This is a genomic window from Pseudarthrobacter sp. NamB4 (assembly GCF_005796185.1).
In the GTDB taxonomy this organism is placed as follows: Bacteria; Actinomycetota; Actinomycetes; order Actinomycetales; family Micrococcaceae; genus Arthrobacter.
This window is the reverse complement of record NZ_VAHM01000017.1, coordinates 44,782-67,953: the sequence shown is the minus strand read 5'-3', so window position 1 is coordinate 67,953 and position 23,172 is coordinate 44,782. Positions and strand designations below refer to the sequence as shown.

Genomic DNA, 23,172 nt, shown 5'->3' with positions numbered 1-23,172 from the left:
TCTGTGACGGTATTTCCTCTGGTACGCACATTCAATAACCGGCTCCGCGTGTCGGATTAATACCGGAAAGAAAGCGCTCAGCGGGTCACCGGGTGCCGGGGCACGCTGACATCGTAGACCTTCACCGGGTTCTTTGGGTCCGCCGGAACCTTCAGGAGAGCCTCAAGGACTTTGGCCTTGAGTTCCTTTTCGCCGGCGTTGCCCCAAATGATGGTCTGCCCGTCCACGAGCTTGAGTTCCACCGCATCCACCGAAGCGGCCGAGGCATTGGACAGCCTGGCCAGCACGTCCGCCGGCAGGGCTCCAAGGACCGCGGCGGTCGCACTGAAGAGGTCCTGCCCGATGGCGCCCGCACCGCCGTCGATCACCGGCAGAGACACCGAGGCCGGATCAGCCGTGGCGGCCAGCCGGACGCCCTCGACATCCACGAGCTGGTATTGCTCCCCCTGTTTGACCAGTGCCACCGGTACCCTCTCCCGCACTTCCACGGCGAGTCCCGACGGCGGCCGGGCTTCAGCCGAGGCTGACTTCACTTGGACCAGTGGCTCCAGGAGCCGGCCCACCTCTTCATCCGAGATTTGCGGCAGCGGCTTTCCCCGCAGGGGTTCAAGCGCGGCCTGGACCTGGGCCGGCGTCAGCAGGCGGGTCCCGGTCACCGAAATGGTGTCAACGGCAAGGACAGGTGAAAAAACGGCAGCGGCCAGCAGCCCTGCCACCACGGCGACGAGGGTAACGGCGGCCGTGAGCACCTTGCGCTTTCGCCGCTTCCCCTTTGGCTCAGGAAACGCCAGCACGTTCGCCGGTGAGGCGCCGGACTGTTCCCCCTTCTTCCCCTTGCCACGGCCGGATACAGAGCCCAGCTTCAGCTTCTGCGGCTGCTGCGGGGCAGGTTCCGGGATGCTGCGGGACGCTGAAATGACATCATCTCCCCCGCTTCCGCCGTTACCGCCGGTTCCACCCGGCCGGCTGCCGGGAGTGTAGGTGGGGCGGCGCGTGCTAACCACGCAGGGCCTCCACGATGCGCGGCCCATAAGCGGTGACGTCACCTGCACCGGCCGTCAGCACAATGTCCCCCTCCGCTGCCGCGGCCGTCACCGCGGCCACTGCGTCACCCGCGGCCACCAGCCGTCCGCCCTTCTCCAGGTGGTCGGCAATGAGCTGGCTGGTCACGCCCGGAATGGGGTCTTCGCGGGCAGGATAGATGTCCAGCACCAGTGCGGTATCGGCGAGGTTAAGCGCCTCCGCGAACTCCTGGGCGAATTCACGGGTGCGCGAAAACAGGTGTGGCTGGAAAAGAACATGCACCTTATGTGTGCCCGCCACGGACCGGGCGGCGGCGAGGGCTGCGCGGACTTCGGTCGGGTGGTGCGCGTAGTCGTCGAAGACGCGGACTCCCCTCCCCTCGCCCTTGAGCTCGAAGCGTCGGGAGGCGCCGGAAAAGCCCGCCAAAGCGGTGGCCGCGGTGTCGGGGGCGACGCCCAGTTCAAGCGCGACGACGAAGGCGGCTGCGGCGTTGAGCGCGTTGTGCCGTCCGGGCACCTGCAGGGCAAGGCTGTAGCGTCCCGCCGGCGAGGACACCGAGACGTCGCCGGGACCGCCGTCGTGGAGCATGACATCAGCACTGTCAGTGGTTCCGTACAGGACCACCCTGGTGTTGCCCCGCTTCCTGGTCCTTTCGGCGAGCGCCAACGCGCCGGCGTCGTCCGCGCAGGCCACCAGGACGCCCTCCCCAGGAAGCAGGGCAGTGAAGCGGTCAAAGGACTCGTACACGGCTTCAGCCGTGCCGTAGTGGTCCAGGTGGTCGGGCTCAACGTTAGTGACCACGGCGATGCCTGGCCGGTAGTTGAGGAACGAGCCGTCCGATTCGTCGGCCTCCGCCACGAAGACCGGGGAGTTTCCGTGTGCGGCGTTGACGCCCAAGGCAGGGACGTTGGCCCCAATGGCGAACGACGGGTCCAGGCCTGCGCCCTGCAGCAGGACGGTGACCATGGAGGTGGTGGTGGACTTGCCGTGCGTTCCGGCCACGGCCACTACCGTGTCATCACGCATGGTGGCGGCCAATGCCTCGGACCGGTGCAGCACCGGCAGCCCTGCCTCCCGTGCGGCAACCAGTTCGGGGTTGTCTGCCCGGATGGCTGATCCTGCCACCACTGTTTGTGCATCCCCGAGGTTGGCAGTGGCATAGCCGACGGCGATGCGGGCACCTGCTGCTGCCAGGTCGGCCATCACCGGGAGGTCCTTCGCGTCGGAGCCGCTGACGGGCACACCGCGTGCCACCATGATCCTGGCAACAGCGGACATGCCAACGCCCCCGATCCCCACGAAGTGGACCCGCCCCAGGGATTCGAGGGTTGGGATACTGGCGTGGTTCATGCTGCGACTGCTTCCAGGATGAGATCAGCCATGCGCTGATCGGCGTTTCGAATACCAAGGCGGTAGGAGTTGCCGGACATTGCGCCCAGCCGCGGCTCGTCCGTGACCAGCGGAATCAGTTCCCTGTCCACCCACTCAGGGGTGAAGTCGCGGTCATTCACCAACACCGCTCCCCCGGCCGCCACCAGGCCAGCTGCGTTCAAAGCCTGTTCGCCATTGCCGATGGGAAGCGGCACCAGGACAGCGGGAACGCCCACAGCGGCGACCTCGCAGACCGTGGCCGCGCCGGAGCGGGCCAGCAGCACGTCGGCCGCGGCATAGGCAAGCTCCATGCCATCGACGTATTCCACCTGCCGGTAGCCTTCTGCCGCAAGCGGGTTGCCGGCGTCGTCAAGGACGGTCTTGCCCCGCCCGGTGATGTGCAGGGTCTGGATCCCGGCAGCGGCCAGCCGGCCGACGGCGGCGGCGATGGTCCGGTTAATGCTCTGGGCACCGGAGGAGCCGCCGGTAACGATCAGCACGGGCCTGGCCTGGTCAAGGCCAAGCGCCTCACGGGCAGCAGCGCGGGCGGCAGTCCTGTCCAGTCCGGAGATCTCGGTGCGCATTGGCATTCCCACATGGATGGCGTTGCGGAGCGGGGTGTTGTCGAAGGCGACAGCCACCCGGCTGGCAAACATGGCTCCCACGCGGTTGGCCAGGCCGGGACGCGCGTTGGCCTCGTGGACCACGATGGGGATCCCCCGCGTGCGGGCGGCCAGGTACATGGGCGTGCAGACGTAGCCGCCCACGCCCACCAAAACGTCAGCAGCCGCTTTGTCCAGGATGGCTCCGGCCTGGCGGACCGCGCCGTTGAGCCTGCCGGGAAGACGCAGCAGGTCAGCGGAAGGCCGCCGCGGAAAGGGCACCCTGTCGATGGTGGCCAGCTGGACCCCGGCAGCCGGAACAAGCCTGGTTTCCATTCCCGAGGGGGTGCCGACGGCGAGGATGGCCGCGTCCGGGGATGCACTGCGCAGGGCCGCGGCGATGGCAAGGAGCGGGCTGATGTGCCCTGCTGTACCGCCGCCTGCCAGGACGATGGATGGTGTCTTGGTGGTCATGGAGGGTTAGGCGCGCTTTCTTTCGGTCTTCTTCCGGGCGGCGTCTTTCCGCGCCGGTTTGGCCTTGAACTTGAGCATCCGCTTGGGCCGGATGGCGGGCGCCATCTGCTCCCGGGCGAGCGAGAGCACCACCCCGATGGCGCAGAGCGACATCAGCAGTGCCGAGCCCCCATAGGAGATGAAGGGCAAGGGTACGCCGATGACGGGCATCAGGCCGGTGACCACGGACATGTTCACGGTCGCCTGGCCGAGCAGCCACACCATGATTGCTCCGGCGAGCACACGGTGGAACATGTCCTCCTGTGCCACCACGACGCGGTAGATGGCGGCTCCCAGGATGGCGAAAAGGATGAGGACGACCACGGTTCCCACCAGTCCGAGTTCCTCGCCGATGATGGCGAAGATAAAGTCGTTGTGGGCTTCGGGGATCCAGCTGTACTTTTGCCGGCTTTGCCCCAGTCCTACCCCGAACCATCCGCCGGATGCCAGTCCGTAGAGGCCGTTGGTGGCCTGGTAGTTGGCGTCGATGCCGTTGGCGCAGGACTCCCCGGTCCACCAGGAGGTGATGCGGCACATGCGGTTCGAACTGGTGACTGCCATGACGGCTGTTCCGGCGGCCGCCACCAATCCTGCGATGCCGAAGAGGTAGAGCGGGGCGCCGGCAAAGAAGAGCGCTGCGGCCGTAATCATCATGATGATCATGGCCGTTCCGAGGTCGTTTCCCACCAGGACCAGGCCGACGATGATGATGGCCATCGGAACGGCGGGAACCGCAACGTGCTGCCAGCGGCTCAGGAGCTTTCCCTTCCGGGCCAGGACGGTGGCCATCCAGAGTGCGAGTGCCAGCTTGGACGCTTCGGACGGCTGGAAGGTGATGCCGCCCAGGTCAATCCAGTTCTTGTTGCCGTTGACCTCCGCGCCCACGATCTGCACCATGCCCAGGAGTACCACGGCCACGATGATGGCCGGCCAGGCGAGGCGTTTGAGCCAGATCACGTTGACGCGGGACAGCACGAACATGGTGAACATGCCGATGCCTGCGAACATGCCCTGTTTCAGTGCATCCCCGTACGGTGACTTCCCCGCAGCGATGGACTCCACGCTGGAGGCGGACAGAACCATCATGATGCCAATGGCAGTTAACGCCAGGGTGGAGCCGAGGATGAGGTAGTACGTGGAGCCGTTCCGGGAGGTCCCTGTTCCCTCCAGCGCCCGCCAGAACCTGCGGTAGGCCGCGCTCAGGCGGAGGGGGGCGGAGGCCGGGGGCTGCGCCGGCGTTGCCGAGGAGCCGGCACCGGGGTTCCCTGCCTGCTGCTTAGCTGGCTGGGGCCGCGTTGGCGTGCTGACCATTGTTACTCCTCGCCAGTCTGGGCCTGCCCTTCCACCAGCTCGCGGACAGCTTCGATGAAAGTGTCACCACGGTGAGCATAGGAAGAGAACTGATCCATGGAAGCAGCTGCCGGAGCCATCAGCACAGTGTCACCGGACCGGGCCAGCTGGGCTGCTGACGCAACGGCCCGGGACATCACGGCTTCCCCTGTCAGGGGTGAACCGGCCTCGATGCCACTGTCCGCTGCAGCAGTCTGCACCTGTTTAGTTTCTCCCGCTGCCGGCTCAATCACCGGGACATCGGGCGCGTGTCGCTGGAGGGCCCGAGCCAATGCCGAGGTATCCGCTCCGATGAGCACAACTGCCTTGAGCCGGTGGGCGTGCTCCCGAACGAGGTCGTCGTAGGTTACCCCCTTGGAAAGGCCTCCCGCGATCCAGACCACGTCCTTGAACGCAGCCAGGGAGGCGGATGCCGCATGCGGGTTGGTGGCCTTGGAATCGTTGACCCAGAGCACGCCGTTGTGCCGCGCGACGGGCTGGATGCGGTGGTCCCCCGGAATGTAGTCCCGGATGCCCTGCCGCACAGCCTTGGCCTCAACGCCATAGGCCCGGACCAGGCCCGCGGCGGCCAGGGCATTGGCCACCATGTGCCGGGGTGCGAGGGCGCCGAGATCGGTCATGGACGCAAGCTCCGCAGCACTGTCCCTGCGCTCTTCGATGAAGGCCCTGTCCACCAGCAGCCCTTCCACCACCCCGAGCATGCTTACGGCGGGGGTGACGGTGGTGAAGCCGACGGCGCGGCACCCCTCCACCACGTCGGCGTTCTCCACCATGCGCTCTGTTTCGATCTGCTCTGCGTTGTAGAGACAGGCTTTCTGGGTGCGTTCGTACACCTTGGCCTTGTCCGCGAGATAGGAATCGTAGGAGCCGTGCCAGTCCACGTGGTCCTCGGCCACATTAAGGCAAACGCTGGCAACCGGCGAGAGGGACTCTGCCCAGTGCAGCTGGAAGCTCGACAGTTCAACGGCGAAGACGTCGTATTCAACGGGGTCGCGGATGGCGTCCAGAATCGGGGTACCCACGTTGCCCACAGCGATTGCCTTCAGTCCTGCGGCGCGCAGCATGGATTCGGTGAGGCCTACCGTGGTGGTCTTTCCGTTGGTTCCGGTGATGGCAAGCCAGTCTGCGGTCTTACGGCCTTCCCTTACGCGGACCCGCCAGGCGAGTTCCACGTCTCCCCATACGGGGATGTGGGCGCGTGCAGCAGCGGCGAGCAGTGCCTGATCGGGCCGCCACCCGGGTGAAGTGACGATCAGCTCGGGAAGCTCGCCGTCGATCCGGGGAATACGGGTGACTGCTTCCTCACCGAGCAGGACGTCCGCGGCGCCGACGATTTTCAGGGTCTCGGCATGCGCCTTGGCTTTATCTGTGGTGGCGGCGTCCACCACCACAACCCGCGCGCCCAGCTCGATCAAGGTATCGGCTGCGGCAAAACCGGAAACGCCGATGCCGGTGACTGCAACCCGCAGGCCGGACCAGTCGGAGTCCCAGCTGACGAGGTTCTGGAGGCGGGGGGAAACGGTCAAAGCAGCACAACCCATTCAGCGTAGAAAATTCCCAGGCCTACGGCGACGAAGAGTCCGCCGAGGATCCAGAACCGGACCACCACCGTTACTTCAGCCCATCCCTTGAGTTCAAAGTGGTGCTGCAGCGGTGCCATCTTGAAGATACGTTTGCCACCGGTGGCCTTGAAGTAGCCCACCTGGATGATCACGGACAGCGTGATGAGGACGAACAGGCCGCCGATGATTCCCAGCAGCAGTTCGGTCCTGGAGAGGATGGCGAAGCCTGCAATCGCGCCGCCGATGGCGAGGGAGCCGGTGTCACCCATGAAAATTTTGGCGGGCGAGGTATTCCACCACAGAAAACCCACCAGGGCGGCGCTGATGATCGCCGCCAGCAGGGCGAGGTCGAGGGGGTCCCGGACTGTGTAGCAGCCACCGCCGGCCTGCCGGGGCGAGCCGCATGCCTGGTTGCTCTGCCAGATACCCATCAGAGTGTAGGCGCCAAAGACCATGACTGAGGCACCGGCGGCGAGCCCGTCGAGGCCGTCCGTGAGGTTGACGCCGTTGGTGGCGGCGGTCACGATCAGGTTGGACCAGATGACGAAGAGGATGGCACCCAGGACCGTTCCGCCGAACGCCAGGTCCAGCCAGGGCAGGTCCCTTACCAGAGAGATTTTCGTCGAGGCCGGTGCGAGGCCCTTCTCATTGGGGAAGTTGAGGGCAAGCACCGCGAACATGATGCCCACAGCGGCCTGCAGGATGAGCTTTGCCTTGGCGTTGAGCCCCAGGCTGCGCTGCCGGGAAATCTTGATGAAGTCATCCAGGAATCCCACTAGCCCCATTCCAACCATCAGGAACAGAAGGATCAGGGCGGAGGCTGATGGGCCGGGCGAATCCGGGTTGATCATCAGCATGATGAGATGGGTCAGGCCGTAACTCAGCAGGACGGCTGCCACCACCACGGTTCCGCCCATCGTCGGCGTACCGCGCTTGGTGTGGTGGGAGGTGGGTCCGTCGTCACGGATGAACTGTCCGTAGCCACGGCGGACCAGGAGCCGGATGAACAGCGGCGTGCCCACCAGGGCGCAGAGCAGGGCAAGGCCAGCGCCTATGAGAAGAGCAATCACAGCAGTGTGCTCCTTTCATCGGCGGGCTGCGGGGTTTGTGGGGGTAATGCTATCCGATCGCCCAGATGGCGAAGCCCCACGCTGTTGGAGGACTTGAACAGCACCAGGTCGCCGGGCTGGAGTTCAGCGCTCAGCAGTTCATAGGCTTCATCGGCGGTCTCCGTGAAGATGCATTCGTCCCCCCACGAGCCTTCCTGCACCGCTGAGACATAGAGGGCGCGTGCTTCCCGGCCCACAACGACGAGCCGGGAGATGTTGAGCCGCACCACCTGGGTGCCAACCGCTGTGTGTTCCCGGATGGAGTCCTCTCCGAGTTCCAGCATGGCACCCAGTACGGCCCATGTCCTGCGGCCGCGGCCGAGGTCCGCGAGCGTCCGTAGGGCGGCCCGCATGGATTCCGGGTTGGCGTTGTAGGCGTCGTTGATGATGGTGACGCCGTCGGCCCTCTCAGTGCGTTCCATACGCCAGCGGCTGGCGGCTGCCTGGCTGCTCAGGGCAGAGGCAATATCCGCACCGGAGACGCCTGCGGCCCATGCTGCCGCCGCGGCTGCCAACAGGTTGCCCACATGGTGGGCGCCAATGAGGCGGCTGCTGACGTGGCGGGGTGCCTCCCCGCCCGGGAGGAGGAGGTCGAATTCAGGGTTTCCATCCGCGTTGGTGTCGGTGTTGAGGGCCTGTACGGCCGCGCCGGGACGGCCTTCAGCGGAAAAGCCGACCACGGAGGCAGAGGTGCGTGCACGCATTGCCGCCACCCGGTCGTCGTCGAGGTTGATGATGGCGGTCCCGGAAGGCGCGAGGCCTTCCAAGAGTTCACCCTTGGCCAGTGCAATGTTCTCCACTCCGCCGAACTCGCCGGCGTGCGCTGTTCCTACGCCCAGCACCACGCCGATGTCCGGCTTGACCATGTCGGCCAGGTAGCGGATGTGGCCAATTCCGGTAGCGCCCATTTCGATCACCAGGTACCGGGTATCGGTTCCGGCGGTGAAGACCGTCAGCGGAACGCCGATCTCACCGTTGTAGGAGCCCCGTGGTGCCACCGTGGCACCCTGGCGGGACAGGATCCCAGCCAGCAGGTCCTTGGTGGTTGTCTTTCCGGCCGAACCGGTGATGCCGATGACTGTCAGTTTGTCATGGGCTCCGGCGCGTGCGGCCCGGATCCTGCTGACGGCCTCGGCGGCCAGCGCACCCATGGCCAGCACCGCGTCGGAGACGACGATGGTGGGATAGGGGCTGCCGTCGGCGGCTGTTACCGGACGCTCCACGAGCGCCAGGACTGCGCCGGCGGCGAATGCGGCTTCGACGAAGTCATGCCCGTCCGCGTACTCCCCCGGTTTCGCCACATAGAGCGAACCGGGTGATGCTTCGCGGGAATCAGTGACCACCGAAAGAGGCGTGATCCCGGGATCGGCGTCAAGGCGTCCGTTGGTGATGTCGGCGATTTCCGCCGCAGTAAATGCAATCATCTCGGTCTAGGACTCTATCCGGTCGTCTTGGAGAACGTTGAATCCCCTGGCTGTCAAGGCGCTGCGCAGTTCCACCCTGTCGTCCAAGGCAAGGTTGACGCCTTTCACTTCCTGCCACACTTCGTGGCCGCGGCCGGCAACCAAAATGGCGTCCTGGGGCCGGGCAAGCTCCACGGCACGCTGAATGGCGCGGTCCCGGGGGAACACTTCCAGCACGGTGCAGGGCAGCGACTCCATGGACTTGGCTTCCCGCGCGCCTGCCAGCACGTCAGCCCGAATGGCGGCCGCATCCTCGTCATGGGGATCGTCATCGGTAATGATCACGGTGTCCGCGAGCCTCGCCGCGACGGCACCCATGGCTGGGCGTTTACCCTGGTCGCGCTGGCCAGTGGCACCGAACACTACAATGAGCCGGGATCCTGTTTCCGGTGACCGCACGGCCTCAAGTGCGCGGGCCAACGCGTCGGTGTTGTGGGCGAAGTCCACCACTGCGGCGGGCCGTTCGGAGACCAGTTGCATACGGCCCGGCACCGCTACGGTGAAGGGATCCCCCGCGTCCAGCGCCGCCTGAAGTGTCGCGGCCTCCACCCCGCCGGCGAGCACCATGACCACGGCGAGGGCAGCATTGGCCACGTTGAAGCTGCCCGGAAGCCCGGTATGTACCTGCAGGACGGTGCCTCCCGGGCCTGTGAGGGTGAACTCCGTGCCAAGCCCGCGCGGCGCCGTGGCGCTAACGGACCAGTCGGCCTGGTTCTCCCCGGATGCGCTGAGGGTGGTGACCGGCACCTTGCTGCTGCCGGCAAGGCGGCGGCCCCATTCGTCGTCTACCATCACCACTGCCCTCCGCGACCGCTCGGGCGTGAAAAGCTCCGCCTTCGTGGCGAAGTAGTCCTCCATCGTGTGGTGCAGGTCCAGGTGGTCCTGGGTGAGGTTGGTGAAACCTGCGACGTCAAACTGCAGGCCGTCCACCCGCTGGTAGGAGATGGCGTGCGAGGAGACCTCCATCGCGGCCGCGCCAAGCCCGTTCTCACGCATGAGCGCCAGCAGTCCGTGGACCTCCGTGGACTCCGGGGTGGTCAGTACGCTCGGGATCGGGTCCCCGCCGGCAAGGATTTCTATGGTCCCGATCAGGCCGGTCCTGGTTCCCAGGGACCGCAGCAGCGAGGTGATGAAGTAGGTGGTGGTGGTCTTGCCGTTGGTCCCCGTGACGCCGAACAGTTGGGGGGTGTCATCATGCCTGCTGCGGTAGATCATGGCGGACAGCGGTCCCACCACGTTGCGCGGGGTGTCCACCACCAGTACCGGCACGGCGGTGTCGGAAGAGAGTGCCAGGAGCCGGGTACCGGCTTCGTCCGTCAGCACAGCCGCCGCTCCGGCTTGGATGGCCTGGGCGGCGAAGTCTGCGCCGTGGCGGGAGGCGCCGGGAAGGGCAACGTAGAGGTCGCCAGGTTCCACCGTTCGGGAATTCAAGGAAATGCCGGTCACGGCCACGTCGGCCGAAGCCCCTTTCACAGCGACGCCGATTGCCTCGCCAATGGCGTCCAGCCGGACGGATTCAACGGCAGAGGGGCGGAAGCGGGCCCGGCCGTCCCGTGCCCCGGCGGCGTTTTCCTCCGGCGATGCTTCCTGGCGTACGGCTTCCTGGGGCGCTGCTTCCTCGGTCGGTGCCATGCGGCGGTCGGACGGGTTGAACTCTGACAAGGGATCTCCGATGGTGCTAGTGGACCGTGCCCGGCATGGATGAGCCGCCACAGCGCGGGCTGTTGCGGCTGCTGCCGGGGTGTTACTTGGCGAACTGGGCCAGCCTGGCCGGTTCGCCGGTGGACGGCTGGACGTTGTAGGTCCGCAGTGCCTGGCTCATGACCGATCGGAACACCGGCCCGTTGGTAATCCCGTAGATGCTGCCCTTGGGCCGCTGGAGTACCACCTCAACAATAAACCGCGGATCATCCATCGGTGCCATGCCCACCAATGAGGCGGTGTATCCGCAGAACCCTGACTTGCCGTCATCACACGGTGATTCGGAGGTGCCGGTCTTGGCGCCCACCCGGTACCCGTCAATTCCTGCATCCTTGATCTGCCCCTCGGTGACTGCGCTTTCGAGGATGTCCTGGACCTGCTGTGCAGTATCCTCGGACACGACCTGCCGGGGTTCCGCGGCCGGGACCTTTTCCTCGGTCCCATCCGCGGAGACATATGAGTCGATCAGGCGCGGCTGCAGCATCACCCCGTTGTTGGCGATGGACTGGAACGCCCGCACGGTCTGCAGGGTGGATTGCGACACACCCTGGCCGAACAGGACGGTGTATTCCTGCCGCCCGTCCCACTGCTGCCAGGGCGTCAGGATGCCTGAGGCCGTGGCAGGCAGGCCAATGTCCGGGGCTTCGCCGATACCGAACTTCTTCAGCCAGTCGTAGCGCTGTTCCTTGCTCAGGCGCTGCCCTGCCATCACGGTTCCGGTGTTCATCGAGTAGCCCAGGATGCCGGCGAGTGTCCGGTTCTCAGTGCCGTGCGCGAAGGAGTCACTGAAGGTCTGCCCATTAACCGTGTAGGTCGGGTCCAGGGTGAACTCATCCAGCGGGCTTGCCTTGCCCTCCTCGATGAGCGCGGCAACCGTCATCATTTTTTGCACCGAGCCCGGCTCATAAGCCGCGGTAACGGAACGGACGCCGCGGTCTTTCGCGGCAACACGGCCCGGATCATTCGGGTCCGGGGAGTTGGTGTCCGCCATCGCCACCAGGTTGCCGGTCTTGGCATCCATCACGATGATGACGCCCCATTCCGCGCCGAGCTTGTCCGACTGGCTCTGGATGGCCTGCTGGGCGAAATATTGAAGGTCGGAGTTGATGGTGAGCTTGACGTCCTTGCCGTCCTCCGGCGGTGTCAGTTCATCCACGCCCACGGGAATTCGCAGGCCGTCCGCGCCGATCTCGAAGAGCCGCTTGCCGTCCTTGCCCTTCAGGAGCTCATCCTGCGTCTGCTCGATGCCTGCCTGGCCGGTGGCGCCGTCCTGCAGGAAGCCGATGATTCCGCCGGCCACTGAACCGTTGGGGTAGACGCGCTTGCTCACGCCTTCGGTCACAATGCCCGGAATCTGGAGTTGCGAGATCCGGTCCTCGACGTCCGGTTTCACGTCCTTGGCAACGATGTAGTAGGGCTGCTCCCCGGTGACTGCCTCGCGGATGGCGTCCGTTTCCATGCCGAGTGCGGCGGCCAGTTCCCTGAGCCCCTGCTCGCGGCTGACATCCACCAGCTTCTCCTTGGATTCGTCCAGCCGCTTGAACGTCTCCGTTTTCGTGTTGACCCTTTGGTCCACCACCACGTTGTAGCGGATCACACTGTTGGCCAGCACTGTTCCGCTCGAGTCCAGGATGCTACCCCGCTCTGCCGGCAGGACTGTCTGCTTCATCCGGCTGTTAAGGGCGGCTTCCGCCATGCCGCCCACGTCAAGCCCCTGCACCAGGAAGAGTTTGCCGCCCACCACGAGCAGGAGCGTCAGCATGATGCCCAGTCCCAGGCGCAAGCGCTTGGTGGCGTTGGGCACCTTGCCGTTTTCTGCCTTGCCGGTCCTCTGCACCACCGTGATATCCCTTGCTGCTCGACCCTGCCTGTCCAGACCTGCTGTGTTTACTGCCCGGGGACTTTCTGTTCGGGTGCGGGAACGGATCCGCCGTGGAGCTCCACGGCGGGAGCAGCGGGAGTTGCCGGCGCGGCAGGAGCACCGGCGGCAGGCGCGGACGGAGCTGCAGGCCGGGCTGCATCCGGCGAAAGCGCCTCCGGGGCGGCTGCTTTCGAGGCCGCTGCGTCAGCCGCGGCAGATTCCGCTTCTGCGGGTTTCCGGCTCTGCAGCGGTTCACCCTTGCTGGCCGGCGGAACCACGATCAGCTGACCGGCAACTGCGGGCGCAGGAATAACCGCCCCCTGCGCACCACCCTTAACTGCCGGCGTCGCTTTGCCTGTCACGGAAAGGGTGGACAGGTCGATCTGGCCTTTGACGGTGGAAGCCACCATCCCCAGCTCGGAGGCCTTCGCCGCCAGGTTCTGGGGTGCTTGGAAGTTCTGTACCTGCTGGGTGAGGTCCTGGTTTTGCTTGGTGAGCGTGCTCTGCCTTGCCCGCAGCTCCACCAACTGGTACTGGGCAGTGGAGACTGAGATGTTCAGCACCAGCACGGCGACCAGCGCCACGGCCAGCATGGCGAAGCACAGCACCACAAAAGGTGCCCGCCGTTTGCGGGGTGCGGTGCGCACTACCGACAGCGGGGTGCGGCCCTTCCGCCCGTCGCCCGGAGCGCGTGCGGGCAGAGCAGTACCCGCCGCCGAACTGCCGGAAACGGGAAAGTTCTTGACGGCAGCGGTGCTCATGCGGCTCTCCTGGCTCTGATTCTTTCCGCCGCGCGCAGTCTTGCTGACGCAGCGCGGGGGTTCTCGGCGATTTCGACGGCGGTGGGCACCTCAGTGCCTTTAGTGAGGACTTTCAGTTCTGGCTTGTGTTCTTCGAGCTCCACCGGGAAGCCGAGCGGAGCGGATGACCTGGAACGCGCCTGCAGGACGCCCTTGACGATCTTGTCCTCCAGTGAGTGGTAGGACATCACCACGATCCGGCCGCCCAGGGCCAGGGAGCCAACGGCGGCAGGTACAGCGCGCTCAAGAACGTCGAGTTCCTCATTGACCTCGATCCGCAATGCCTGGAAAGTGCGCTTGGCAGGATGCCCGCCGGATTTGGCCGCTGAGGCCGGAACCACTGAGCGGATCTGTTCCACGAGTTCCCCCGTGGTGCTGAAGGGCTTGCTGGCCCTGGCGGCTACAATCCTGTTGGCAATGCGCCCGGCGAACTTTTCCTCGCCCCACTTCCGGATGATCCTGACGAGGTCCTCTTCGCTGTAGTTGTTGACCACGTCCGCAGCGGTCTGGCCACGGCTGGTGTCCATCCGCATGTCCAGCGGCGCGTCGAAGGAGTAGGCGAAGCCACGGTCGCGTTCGTCCAGCTGAAGGGATGACACGCCGAGATCCATCAGGATCCCGTGAACCTCGGAAACCCCGAGGTCCTCAAGGACGTCTTCAATCTCGTCATAGACGGCGTGTACCAGGTCTGTCCGCGCTGCAAAGGGAGCCAGCCGCTCACCGGCCAGAGCAAGGGCTTCCTCATCCCGGTCAATGCCGATGAGGTGCAGGTCCGGAAAGCGCTGCAGCATGGCTTCGGAGTGACCGCCCATGCCCAGGGTCGCGTCCACTGCCACCGGCGTTTCACCCCTGAGCCTGGCAGCTTCGAATCCGGGGGCCAACAAATTAATGCACCGTTCCCGCAGGACCGGCACATGGCGTTCGGACGTGGGCTTCGGGTGTTCGTTCATGCCTCGTCCTTTCTCGCCGTCGCTGTCACCTTGATGTTTCTTGGGTCAGATCCCCATCCGCGCCTATCGCCTGCCGGCCTGGCTCCGGGGAAGTTGAGCCAGGATGGCCGGCCGATGGGCGGCTGGAGATCTCATCCAAGAAACTGCCTGCTGTCCCTGCCCGGAATTCAAAGAATGCCCGGGATGGGGTCATCAGTTTCAGAGAAGGCTGTTTCCTTCTCTGCAAGGTATTCATTCCAAGCCTGGGCGTCCCAGATCTCGGCGCGGGATCCGGCGCCTATCACGGCAAGTTCCCTGCCGAGGCCTGCATATTCCCGGAGCGCCGGTGGAATGGTCACGCGCCCCTGCTTGTCAGGTACCTCGTCCGAGGCTCCAGAGAGAAAGACGCGAATGTAGTCCCGAGCCTGTTTTGAGGAGATTGGCGCCTCCCGCATTTGCTCATGGACCCGTGCAAATTCCTTCTCGCTGAAGACGTAGATGCAACGTTCCTGGCCCCTTGTGAGCACCAGTCCGCTGGCAAGTTCCTCGCGGAACTTGGCGGGGAGAATGATCCGCCCCTTTTCATCCAGACGCGGCGAGTGAGTGCCCAGAAACACTGGCCCACCGCCTGTCCGCTGTCAGGAACTGCACATCCCCTATGTTGCAACCACCCTCTTATGCCCTCCACATTACTCCACTTTCCCCCACAGTCAATGCAAATGCGGCCTGTGGAGACCCCTTTGTGGGAAAAGCGGCCCGAAAAGACGCGGATATCGGCTGGTGGTGGAAAGTGGAGCCTTTTTCGCTATCCCGGCCCACTGCCGACCTCCCGGGGCGGAATAGGACAAAGGAAAGGGCTGGATTTAGCTCCCGCCCCTGGCAGCGGATAAACGGAACAGCCTTAAAAGCGAAAAGACCCGCCAATGGCGGGTCTTTTCGCATGACCTTCTTTCGAAGGGGAGCGAAGTGGAGGTACGTGAATCAGCAGGAAAAGCCTGCGGAGCGCTAGGGCTCGCCCCTCCGCCGTTCATCCCATCGTTCTTCAAGGCTGCTCATGAAGGAGCTTCTCTGCTTGCCCGGCTTCCGGTTGGCCTTCGCTCCTGTCTTCGCGGCTGCAACACTGCTTCGCATGGTGGCGAAGTAGACACCGCCTCCCATCACCACGAAGCCAAGTACTCCTACAAAGATGTTTTGGAGAGTGACACCCACGAGCAACAGGAAGACGCCAGCCAGGGCACAGAGGACGCCAATCACCACGTGCCTCGTGGACCATGAGCGCCCCGGGTCTGAACCCATGGAATTCGCGAACTTCGGGTCGTCCTCGTGAAGCTGCTTCTCCAGCTGCTCAAGCAGCTTCTGTTCGTGCTCCGACAGCGGCATCACGACCTCCTTTTGTAGGCCAACGTCCGGGCTGTTCCCAGCCACAACTTCTGCTCCGTTAACGGCTGCTGTGCCTAAGAGGTTCCCGCTCCGCCTACAGTGGCGGAAGTCGGTGGCCCCGGCATGCCGTCGCGGGAGCGGGAGCATGTCCAAGAGGGTCCGGCAGTAAGTCCAGTCACTCGAAAACTATGTATATCTAAGGATAGTTTGTTGGGGGCTGTTCTGAAAGACGGCAATGACTTTCCCGGATGCCTTCAGCCCACCCTCGGGCGCCCCTATTCATGGGTGTTTCCTGGCCCCATAAGGCGGGCGGGCAGGACCGACTTGTTGCCGAACTTTCGGGTGACTTTATCCAGCGCCTGCTCAGCGGCGCGCCAGTTCTCGTCCCGGCGGTCGATGCTGAGCTGCAGCGATGTCCGGGCTGATTCTTCAAGCTGCTCAGCCCGTACGCCTACGAGCCGCACGGTCATTGCCCGCTCCCCCACGGCGTCCAGCAACTGCAGCACCACCGCGTAGATCAGCTGCGCACTGTCCACGGGTGTCTGGAGGGTCCGGCTGCGGGTGATGGTGGAGAAATCCGCAAAACGGAGCTTGATGGCCACAGTTCGGGCAACCATTCCTGACGAGCGCAGGCGTGCGGCAGTCCGGTGGGACAGGCGCAGGAGTTCACGGTGCAGCAAGGCGTCATCAGCGGTGTCCACGGCAAAGGTTTCCTCCGCTCCAATGCTCTTCTCCAGCCGGACGGGAGTGACAGGGCGTGGATCTATCCCCCAGGAGAGCTGATGGACGTGTTCCCCTGTGGCGCCCAGCATCTTTTTCAGCGCGGACAGCGGTGTTGCTGCCACGTCCGCAACAGTCCTGATGCCCATCCTTGCCAGCACGTCCGCGGTTTTTGCGCCTACCCCCCAAAGGGCGCCGACGGGAAGGCTATGGAGATAGGGCACAGTCTCATCCGGGCCGATGAGGAGCAGCCCGTCCGGCTTGCAGCGGGTGGAAGCAATTTTCGCCACGAACTTCGTTTCCGCAACCCCCACCGAGGCGGTAATGCCCAGCTCCGAGGCGACCTGCCGCCGGATCATCTCTGCAATGCCCCGTGGCGGCCCGAGCCGGCGTATGGCCCCGGTGACGTCAAGGAATGCTTCGTCGACGCTGAGGGGTTCCACGAGTTCGGTGACGGATTCGAAGATCCCCATCAATTGCGCTGAAACCTCGTAGTACAGCTTGTGGCGCGGTTCGATGATGACGGCCTGGGGACAAATGCGGGCAGCAACCGCCATGGGCATTGCTGATTTCACTCCGAATGCCCGGGCTTCGTACGAGGCAGAGAGAACCACGGAACGCTCCGCCGGGAAGCCGACAATCACAGGCCTGCCGTGGAGTTCAGGACGCGTCCTGAGTTCAACCGACACGAAGAAGGCGTCCATATCCACGTGCATGATGCACTTGCGCCTGCGTCCCGGAAGGCGCACTCCGGGTGGCTCGTTCTTCCCTTCAGGCCCCACGGCTGCAATCCTATCGGTTTCGTAATGTCTAGACTGGAGGCTGAATCCGGCATCACTACCAGGAGGAAATCCCTGTGACGGTATTTGGAAACCCCAGGCCAGCAACTTTGGCAGTTCTCGCTGCCGGTGCGGCTCTGGCCCTTGCAGCCTGCAATCCAACACCGTCGGGAACCACTGGCACTTCAGCTTCGGCTTCCGCTTCCATTCCGGCAACTGCAGGATCCAGCATCACCGCGTCCCCCAGCCCCTCGGCATCTCCCAATACTTGGGCTACCGTCGGCGCTCTGGTCGAGGGCTTTCCGCAGCAGCTTCTTCCCCTTATGCCGGGGGCCACCGTTGTGTCCAGCAGTTTTGATAAGGCCTCCGCTCCGGCCACGGCCGCCCTCGTAGCCAGCATCACCGCCCCCACTGCGTCAGTCATCGACTTTTATACGAAAGCGCTGGAGGGCCAGGGCTTCAAGGCGGTGCCTGGTGAAGCCGTGGGAGCAGTGGCTTCCAAGGATTTCGTCCGGGGGGACAGTGAGACTGTAAATCTTTCGGTGGTTGAAGCAGCAGGAGTTGCCACCTTCACCATCGGCGCCAACGTGGCAGCTGAGTCAGCCAAGTGACCAGAGCAGAACAACTGAGGGACGAGCAGGCAGACTTCGTCGCAGCGGTTGCCGGCGAACTGACCGGGTTCCTCGCTTCGCGGCAGTCGACCATGTCCACGATCTCCCCGGACATCGAGCCGATCATGGGTTCCATCTCCAACCTGGTGACGGGCGGCAAGCGTCTCAGGGCCCTGATGTGCTACTGGGGCTGGCGGGGCGCAGGTGGAGAGACCGCCGCGCAGGAGGTGGTCACTGCCGGGGCAGCCCTGGAGCTGTTCCAGGCCGCTGCCCTGATCCACGACGACATCATCGACCGCTCGGACACCCGGCGGGGCGGACCAAGTGTCCACCGCCGCTTCAGCCAGTTGCACAGCTCGCGGGGCTGGGCGCTGGACAGCGAACGGTTCGGCCAGGCGGCGGCCATCCTGGCGGGGGACCTCTGCCTGTCCTTCAGTGAGGAAGCCTTCACTGAAATAGGCGAGCGGGCGGCGGCGGGCAGCACGGCAAGGCTGATCTTCAACCTCATGCGGGCTGAAGTCATGGCCGGCCAGTACCTGGACATCCTCGAAGAAGTCGCCGGCCCCGTCAGGGACCGTGCCGGCGCCGTTTCCCGGGCCCAGTCCATCATCCGTTTCAAGTCCGCCAAATACTCCACGGAGCATCCGCTGGCTCTGGGCGGAGCCCTCGCGGGAGCCCCGGACGAGCTGCTGCGGGGCTACTCCGCCTTCGCCCTTCCTTTGGGCGAAGCTTTCCAGCTCCGCGACGACGTCCTGGGCGTCTTCGGCGACCCGGACACCACCGGCAAGCCCGCAGGGGATGATTTGCGGGAAGGGAAACGCACAGTCCTGGTTGCCCTGGCCCTGGACCATGCATCGGCAGCTGAAGCGGCGTTTATCGACACCAGGCTCGGCAGCCCCGATCTTTCCGCTGGCGATATCCAGGAGCTCCGGCGGATCATAGAGGAATCCGGGGCATTGGCTGCAACAGAGGTGCTTATCAACGAATTCGGCGCCGCTGCCTTCGACGCCCTTGAGGCGCTCCCACTGGACGAATTGCCGAAAACCGCTTTGCGGAGGCTGGCTGAAGCTGCCGTCAGCCGAGCCTCCTAGCCGGATGTGATTGGACGTGAAGTAAGGGAGCGGCGGAATTCCAGCCGTGCAATTACCAGGCCAGAGTTTGCGCCCTGCGCCTGATTTCCGTTTTCCGGCCTTCCCGCAAAGCATCAATAGGACGGCCACGCAATGACTCGTCGGGTGTAAAAAGCCACACCACCAAGTCCTCATCGGAATAGCCCGCATCCGCAAGGACAACGATGGTTCCCTTGAGGCTGTCAACTACCTGGCCGTCCTGGATAAAGTCAGCGGGCACCGAGCGGATATTCCGTTCGCCCACCCGCAGTGCCACCAGGGCGCGTTCATCAATCAGGCTGTGCACCTTGGTGATGGACACATTCAATAAATCCGCGACGTCGGGCAAGGGCAACCATTCGGCCACCAGGTTTTCTACGTTACTCACGCATCAAGGTTGCCACGCTGCGCGTCCCGCCGCCTAGTCGGACCCTTTATGGGGATCAGCGGCCTGCCGGACACTCCCAAAATTCTTCCTTGCGGCCATTACAGGAATTCTTGTGCTATTTCGCAATCCGTGAGAGATTCTCATTGACCACTTTTGTAACAGCAATAACAGTAGTAACAGTAGTATCAGTGATGACAGCGGCATCCCCGCCCGCGCCCGCAGTTGAGAAGAGGATTCTTTCCATGTCGATGTCCCGCTCGCACAAGCAGCCCCCCAAGCCGAGCCTGCCCATGCTCGCCGCCACCACGGCAGCATTGCCAGCGGTCGTCCTGTCATCACTGGCCCTGGCCCAGCCGGCTGCCGCTGAGCAGCCCGCCCGCGCCATTCCCGGAACACTTGCCGCAGCCATGAAGGCGCAGGCCGCAAAGGCCACCGGCGGGGTGATCCCCGCCTCCTCGGTGTCCACGTCCATCCCCACGTCCTTGCGGCCGGCAAAGCCTCAGGTACCGGCGGAATACACCATCGCCCGTGGCGACACCATCAGCGCCGTCGCAGGAAAGTTCGGGCTGAACACTGCCGAGGTCCTCAAACTGAACAACCTCCAGCCGAACACCATCATCTACCCCGGCCAGAAGATCAAGCTGCCGGGTACGGCTGCTGCTGCACCTGCAGCCCCGTCCGCAGCCCCGGCGCCGGCTGCACCCGTGCCGGCAGGCGCAGCCACCTACACGGTGAAGCCAGGTGACACGCTGGGCGCCATCGCATCCCGCCACAACGTAGGCCTGTCAGAGGTGTTCGCCTGGAACAACCTCAACATGCGCTCCATCATCTACCCCGGCCAGAAGATCAAGGTCGGCGGGGGAAGCGCTGCTCCGGCTCCAGGGGGCCTGGCCTCCACATCCGCACCGACTGCGCCGGTACCGGCCAGTCCGGCGCCTGCTTCCGGTTCCTACACCGTCAAGGCCGGAGACACTCTCTCTGCCATCGCTTCCCGGCACGGGGTCAAGCTTTCTGAGCTGCTGACCGCAAACCGCCTGAGCATGACCAGTACCATCTACCCGGGCAACAAGCTGACCATCCCCGGAACCTCGGGTGCAGCGCCGCAGCCCGCCGCATCAGTGACTCCTTTGGTCCCCAGTTCCTTCCTCGGGTTCAGCTATCCGGCTGCTGTGGTCAGCTCCGCCAACCAAAACAAGGCACTTCTAAACGCTTCCCCTGTGCCTTCCCGGGCCGAAATGCGAAACATCGTGGCGGACACTGCCCGCAGGATGGGCGTGGAGCCCTCACTCGCCCTCGCCTTCGCCCACCAGGAATCCGGGTTCGACCAGCGCGCGGTATCCCCTGCCAATGCCATCGGAACCATGCAGGTCATCCCCAGCTCAGGCCAATGGGCATCGGACCTGGTCGGACGGAAGCTGAACCTCTTGGATCCCTACGACAACGCAACGGCCGGAGTGGCGATCATCCGTCAGCTCCTCGCCACCAGCAAGGACAGGGATACAGCCATCGCAGGCTACTACCAGGGCCAGTACTCGGTGAGCAAGTACGGCATGTACAACGACACCAAGGCCTACGTCGCAGCCATCAAGGCTCACCAGAAGAACTTCGGCTAGGCCTCCCGCGCGCAGGCGCCCAGCACCATGGACACGGGTCCGGACCGGTATCGGTTCGGACCCGTTTCATTGCAAGGATTAGGATCGTAGGGTGCAGGAACACGTGTCAGATCCCCTTGTAGGAACGCTGGTGGACAACCGGTACGCCGTCAGGTCCAGGCTGGCCCGGGGCGGCATGTCCACTGTCTACCTGGCCACTGACCAGCGGCTGGACCGGGATGTGGCATTGAAGGTACTGCACCCGCACCTGTCCGCAGATGAAAACTTCCTGGGCAGGCTGGGCAGGGAAGCGAAGGCAGCAGCGAGGTTGTCGCACCCGCACGTGGTGGGCGTCCTTGACCAGGGGAACGACGGCCACACCGCCTACCTGGTCATGGAGTACATCAAGGGCCACACGCTGCGTGACCTCATCAACGAAAAGGGCGCACTCCCGCCCCGTTTGGCCCTGGCGCTGATAGATCCAGTGGTTGAAGGACTGGGCGCTGCACACGCTGCGGGCTTCATCCACCGTGACGTCAAACCGGAAAACGTGCTGATTTCCCACGACGGCCGGATCAAGGTCGGCGACTTCGGACTCGCGCGTGCGGTCACCACTTCCACCAGCACCGGTGCATTGATAGGTACGGTTGCCTACCTCTCGCCGGAACTCGTCCTGGGACAACCGGCCGACGCCCGCAGCGACATCTACTCCGTGGGCATCATGCTTTACGAGATGCTCACCGGCCAGCAGCCCTTCAAAGGCGAGGTACCCATCCAGGTGGCTTACCAGCACGTCAATGGAACAGTCGGCCCGCCTTCCGCCCTGGTCCCGGGGCTGGCCGCCGAGGTGGATGAGCTGGTGCAGTGGTGCACCGCCAATGATCCGGAGAACCGGCCGGTGGACGGACACGCACTGCTGCAGGAACTGCGGCACATCCGGACCAACCTCACTGACGCGGAGCTCGACCTGCATCCGCCGGCCGCTGCTGCCGGGGATGCGGGTGCTGCAGGCTCCTGGCATCCGGCCCAGCGCGAGCCACAGCCGCCGCGGCAGTCCCAGGACACAGTGCCTGTCCAGGGTCCCGCCAGCCAAAGCCCTGCCGCCCAGAGTCCCACGGAGGTCATCGGAAGGACCAACAACCCCACCACCGTCCTGCCTTTCGGCAAGCCGGCCGCACCCCCGTACCGGCCATCGCCTGGGCAGTCCCCTTCCGGGGACGGACCACCGGGGCACCTTCCCGGTGCTTCGCGGCACGCGCTCACGCCGCCGGAGGACGATACAGAAGTGCCCTGGGCTCCCCCGCCTCCTGCCCGGCCGGGCAAACGGGCACAGCGCAAGGCCGACAAGGAAGAGGAACGGGCCCGGGCCCGTGCTGCGGCAACGCCCGTAAGAACCCTCAGGGACGGCAGCCCGCGCCGAAGGGGGGTCCTGTGGGTGGCAGTCCTCATTATTGCCGCCCTGTTGGCGACCGGTGCCGGGTGGTTCTTTGGAATGGGGCCAGGCTCCGCCGCCACCGTCCCCCCGGTGGTGAACAAGACGGTGGCACAGGCACAGCAGCTTCTCAGCGATGCCGGATTCCGGTCCACCACCAGCGACGTCTTCGACGACGACGTGCCGTCCGGGCTGGTGGTGGGCAGCGAGCCGGAACCAGGCACGGAAATCCGCAAATTCCAGCCGGTATCCCTCTTCGTGTCCAAAGGTCCCCAACTGTTCCCCCTGCCGGAACTGTCCGGCGGCACCCTGGAGGAAGCCAAGAACGGCCTCAACGCGGCGGAAATGGCCCTCGGAACAGTAACGGAGCATTTTAACGAGGAGGTGCCCGCGGGCATAGTCCTGTCGCAGGAGCCGGCCGCAGGCACGGCTGTCCGCCATGGTACGCCCGTCAGCCTGGTGGTTTCCAAAGGCCCCGAGCCCATACCTGTGCCCTCCGTGGTGGGCCAGGACGAGGACGATGCCGTCGACGCCATCGAGGCGGCCGGACTCCAGGCGGAGGTGGCACGGGAAGAAGTGTTCAGCAGGGATATCCCTGAGGGTGCGGTGGTCAGCCAGGCTCCGGCCACCGGAACTCTCACGCGGGGCGGCACCGTGACACTGACCATCTCAAAGGGACCACGGATGGTGGAGGTCCCCAGTTACATCGGCAAACAGGCCGCCGAGGCCAGGAGGGCGCTGGAGAACCTGGGGTTCCAGGTCCGCGTGAACAATATCCTGGGCGGCTTTTTCGGAACTGTCCGTGACCAGGATCCGGTGGACACGGAAGTGCCGGAAGGTTCAGTCATTACCCTGACGGTGGTGTAGGCGGCAGGCC

The 23,172-nt window shown here is 64.7% G+C and carries 19 protein-coding genes; 4 read left to right on the top strand and 15 right to left on the bottom strand.

What is annotated here, in order from left to right; translation table 11 throughout:
- Positions 1 to 77 precede the first annotated feature (77 nt).
- From FDW81_RS15105 to dinB, 14 genes are all read right to left on the bottom strand, one after another.
- Positions 78 to 1,004, bottom strand: coding sequence for a cell division protein FtsQ/DivIB (locus tag FDW81_RS15105; protein ID WP_138135041.1), 927 nt, complete (start codon positions 1,002 to 1,004; stop codon positions 78 to 80).
- Positions 997 to 2,373 carry a UDP-N-acetylmuramate--L-alanine ligase gene (gene murC, locus FDW81_RS15100; RefSeq protein WP_138135040.1) on the bottom strand — a complete coding sequence of 459 codons (1,377 nt, stop codon included), beginning with the start codon at positions 2,371 to 2,373 and terminating at the stop codon, positions 997 to 999. The genes FDW81_RS15105 and murC overlap by 8 nt, the downstream gene beginning before the upstream one ends.
- Positions 2,370 to 3,470, bottom strand: a complete 1,101-nt coding sequence (murG, locus tag FDW81_RS15095) for an undecaprenyldiphospho-muramoylpentapeptide beta-N-acetylglucosaminyltransferase (RefSeq protein WP_138135039.1) — start codon at positions 3,468 to 3,470, stop codon at positions 2,370 to 2,372. Before murG ends, murC begins: the two co-directional genes overlap by 4 nt.
- Positions 3,471 to 3,476: 6 nt before the next feature.
- Entirely contained in the window at positions 3,477 to 4,820 is a 1,344-nt protein-coding gene (gene ftsW / locus FDW81_RS15090; protein ID WP_138135038.1) for a putative lipid II flippase FtsW, read from the bottom strand.
- Between the two features lie 2 nt (positions 4,821 to 4,822).
- Positions 4,823 to 6,400, bottom strand: a complete 1,578-nt coding sequence (gene murD, locus FDW81_RS15085; RefSeq protein ID WP_171027237.1) for a UDP-N-acetylmuramoyl-L-alanine--D-glutamate ligase — start codon at positions 6,398 to 6,400, stop codon at positions 4,823 to 4,825.
- Entirely contained in the window at positions 6,382 to 7,491 is a 1,110-nt protein-coding gene (mraY, locus tag FDW81_RS15080) for a phospho-N-acetylmuramoyl-pentapeptide-transferase (protein ID WP_138135036.1), read from the bottom strand. The genes murD and mraY overlap by 19 nt, the downstream gene beginning before the upstream one ends.
- A complete protein-coding gene (murF, locus tag FDW81_RS15075) occupies positions 7,488 to 8,954 on the bottom strand; it encodes a UDP-N-acetylmuramoyl-tripeptide--D-alanyl-D-alanine ligase (RefSeq protein WP_138135035.1) in 1,467 nt (488 codons plus the stop codon). The genes mraY and murF overlap by 4 nt, the downstream gene beginning before the upstream one ends.
- A 6-nt stretch (positions 8,955 to 8,960) precedes the next feature.
- A complete protein-coding gene (locus FDW81_RS15070) occupies positions 8,961 to 10,655 on the bottom strand; it encodes a UDP-N-acetylmuramoyl-L-alanyl-D-glutamate--2,6-diaminopimelate ligase (RefSeq protein WP_240720322.1) in 1,695 nt (564 codons plus the stop codon).
- 82 nt (positions 10,656 to 10,737) lie between these two features.
- Complete coding sequence (locus FDW81_RS15065) at positions 10,738 to 12,534, bottom strand: penicillin-binding protein 2 (protein WP_138135034.1); 1,797 nt, start codon at positions 12,532 to 12,534, stop codon at positions 10,738 to 10,740.
- A 47-nt stretch (positions 12,535 to 12,581) separates the two neighbouring features.
- Positions 12,582 to 13,316, bottom strand: coding sequence for a hypothetical protein (locus FDW81_RS15060; RefSeq protein ID WP_138135033.1), 735 nt, complete (start codon positions 13,314 to 13,316; stop codon positions 12,582 to 12,584).
- Complete coding sequence (rsmH, locus tag FDW81_RS15055; RefSeq protein WP_138135032.1) at positions 13,313 to 14,305, bottom strand: 16S rRNA (cytosine(1402)-N(4))-methyltransferase RsmH; 993 nt, start codon at positions 14,303 to 14,305, stop codon at positions 13,313 to 13,315. The genes FDW81_RS15060 and rsmH overlap by 4 nt, the downstream gene beginning before the upstream one ends.
- 167 nt (positions 14,306 to 14,472) lie before the next feature.
- Positions 14,473 to 14,901, bottom strand: a complete 429-nt coding sequence (gene mraZ, locus FDW81_RS15050) for a division/cell wall cluster transcriptional repressor MraZ (RefSeq protein ID WP_009358613.1) — start codon at positions 14,899 to 14,901, stop codon at positions 14,473 to 14,475.
- A 388-nt stretch (positions 14,902 to 15,289) separates the two neighbouring features.
- Positions 15,290 to 15,664: a DUF3040 domain-containing protein gene (locus FDW81_RS15045; protein ID WP_138135031.1), complete on the bottom strand. Its 375-nt coding sequence runs from the start codon at positions 15,662 to 15,664 to the stop codon at positions 15,290 to 15,292.
- A 275-nt stretch (positions 15,665 to 15,939) separates the two neighbouring features.
- Positions 15,940 to 17,100: a DNA polymerase IV gene (dinB, locus tag FDW81_RS15040; protein ID WP_138135069.1), complete on the bottom strand. Its 1,161-nt coding sequence runs from the start codon at positions 17,098 to 17,100 to the stop codon at positions 15,940 to 15,942.
- Positions 17,101 to 17,240: 140 nt separating this feature from the next.
- On the opposite strand from dinB, the gene FDW81_RS15035 reads away from it, so the two are divergent.
- Both FDW81_RS15035 and FDW81_RS15030 read left to right on the top strand, forming a co-directional pair.
- On the top strand, positions 17,241 to 17,774 hold the full coding sequence (locus FDW81_RS15035; RefSeq protein WP_138135030.1) for a hypothetical protein: 534 nt from the start codon (positions 17,241 to 17,243) through the stop codon (positions 17,772 to 17,774).
- Positions 17,771 to 18,865 carry a polyprenyl synthetase family protein gene (locus tag FDW81_RS15030; protein ID WP_138135029.1) on the top strand — a complete coding sequence of 365 codons (1,095 nt, stop codon included), beginning with the start codon at positions 17,771 to 17,773 and terminating at the stop codon, positions 18,863 to 18,865. Before FDW81_RS15035 ends, FDW81_RS15030 begins: the two co-directional genes overlap by 4 nt.
- A gap of 52 nt (positions 18,866 to 18,917) precedes the next feature.
- On the opposite strand, the gene FDW81_RS15025 is transcribed toward FDW81_RS15030, so the two are convergent.
- Positions 18,918 to 19,271 (bottom strand): Rv2175c family DNA-binding protein, encoded by a 354-nt coding sequence (locus FDW81_RS15025; RefSeq protein ID WP_171027235.1) that lies wholly within the window; start codon positions 19,269 to 19,271, stop codon positions 18,918 to 18,920.
- A 242-nt stretch (positions 19,272 to 19,513) separates the two neighbouring features.
- Between FDW81_RS15025 and FDW81_RS15020 the strand changes: the two genes are divergently transcribed.
- Positions 19,514 to 20,884, top strand: a complete 1,371-nt coding sequence (locus FDW81_RS15020; protein WP_138135028.1) for a lytic transglycosylase domain-containing protein — start codon at positions 19,514 to 19,516, stop codon at positions 20,882 to 20,884.
- A 91-nt stretch (positions 20,885 to 20,975) separates the two neighbouring features.
- Positions 20,976 to 23,162: a Stk1 family PASTA domain-containing Ser/Thr kinase gene (locus FDW81_RS15015; RefSeq protein ID WP_138135027.1), complete on the top strand. Its 2,187-nt coding sequence runs from the start codon at positions 20,976 to 20,978 to the stop codon at positions 23,160 to 23,162.
- Positions 23,163 to 23,172: the final 10 nt, after the last annotated feature.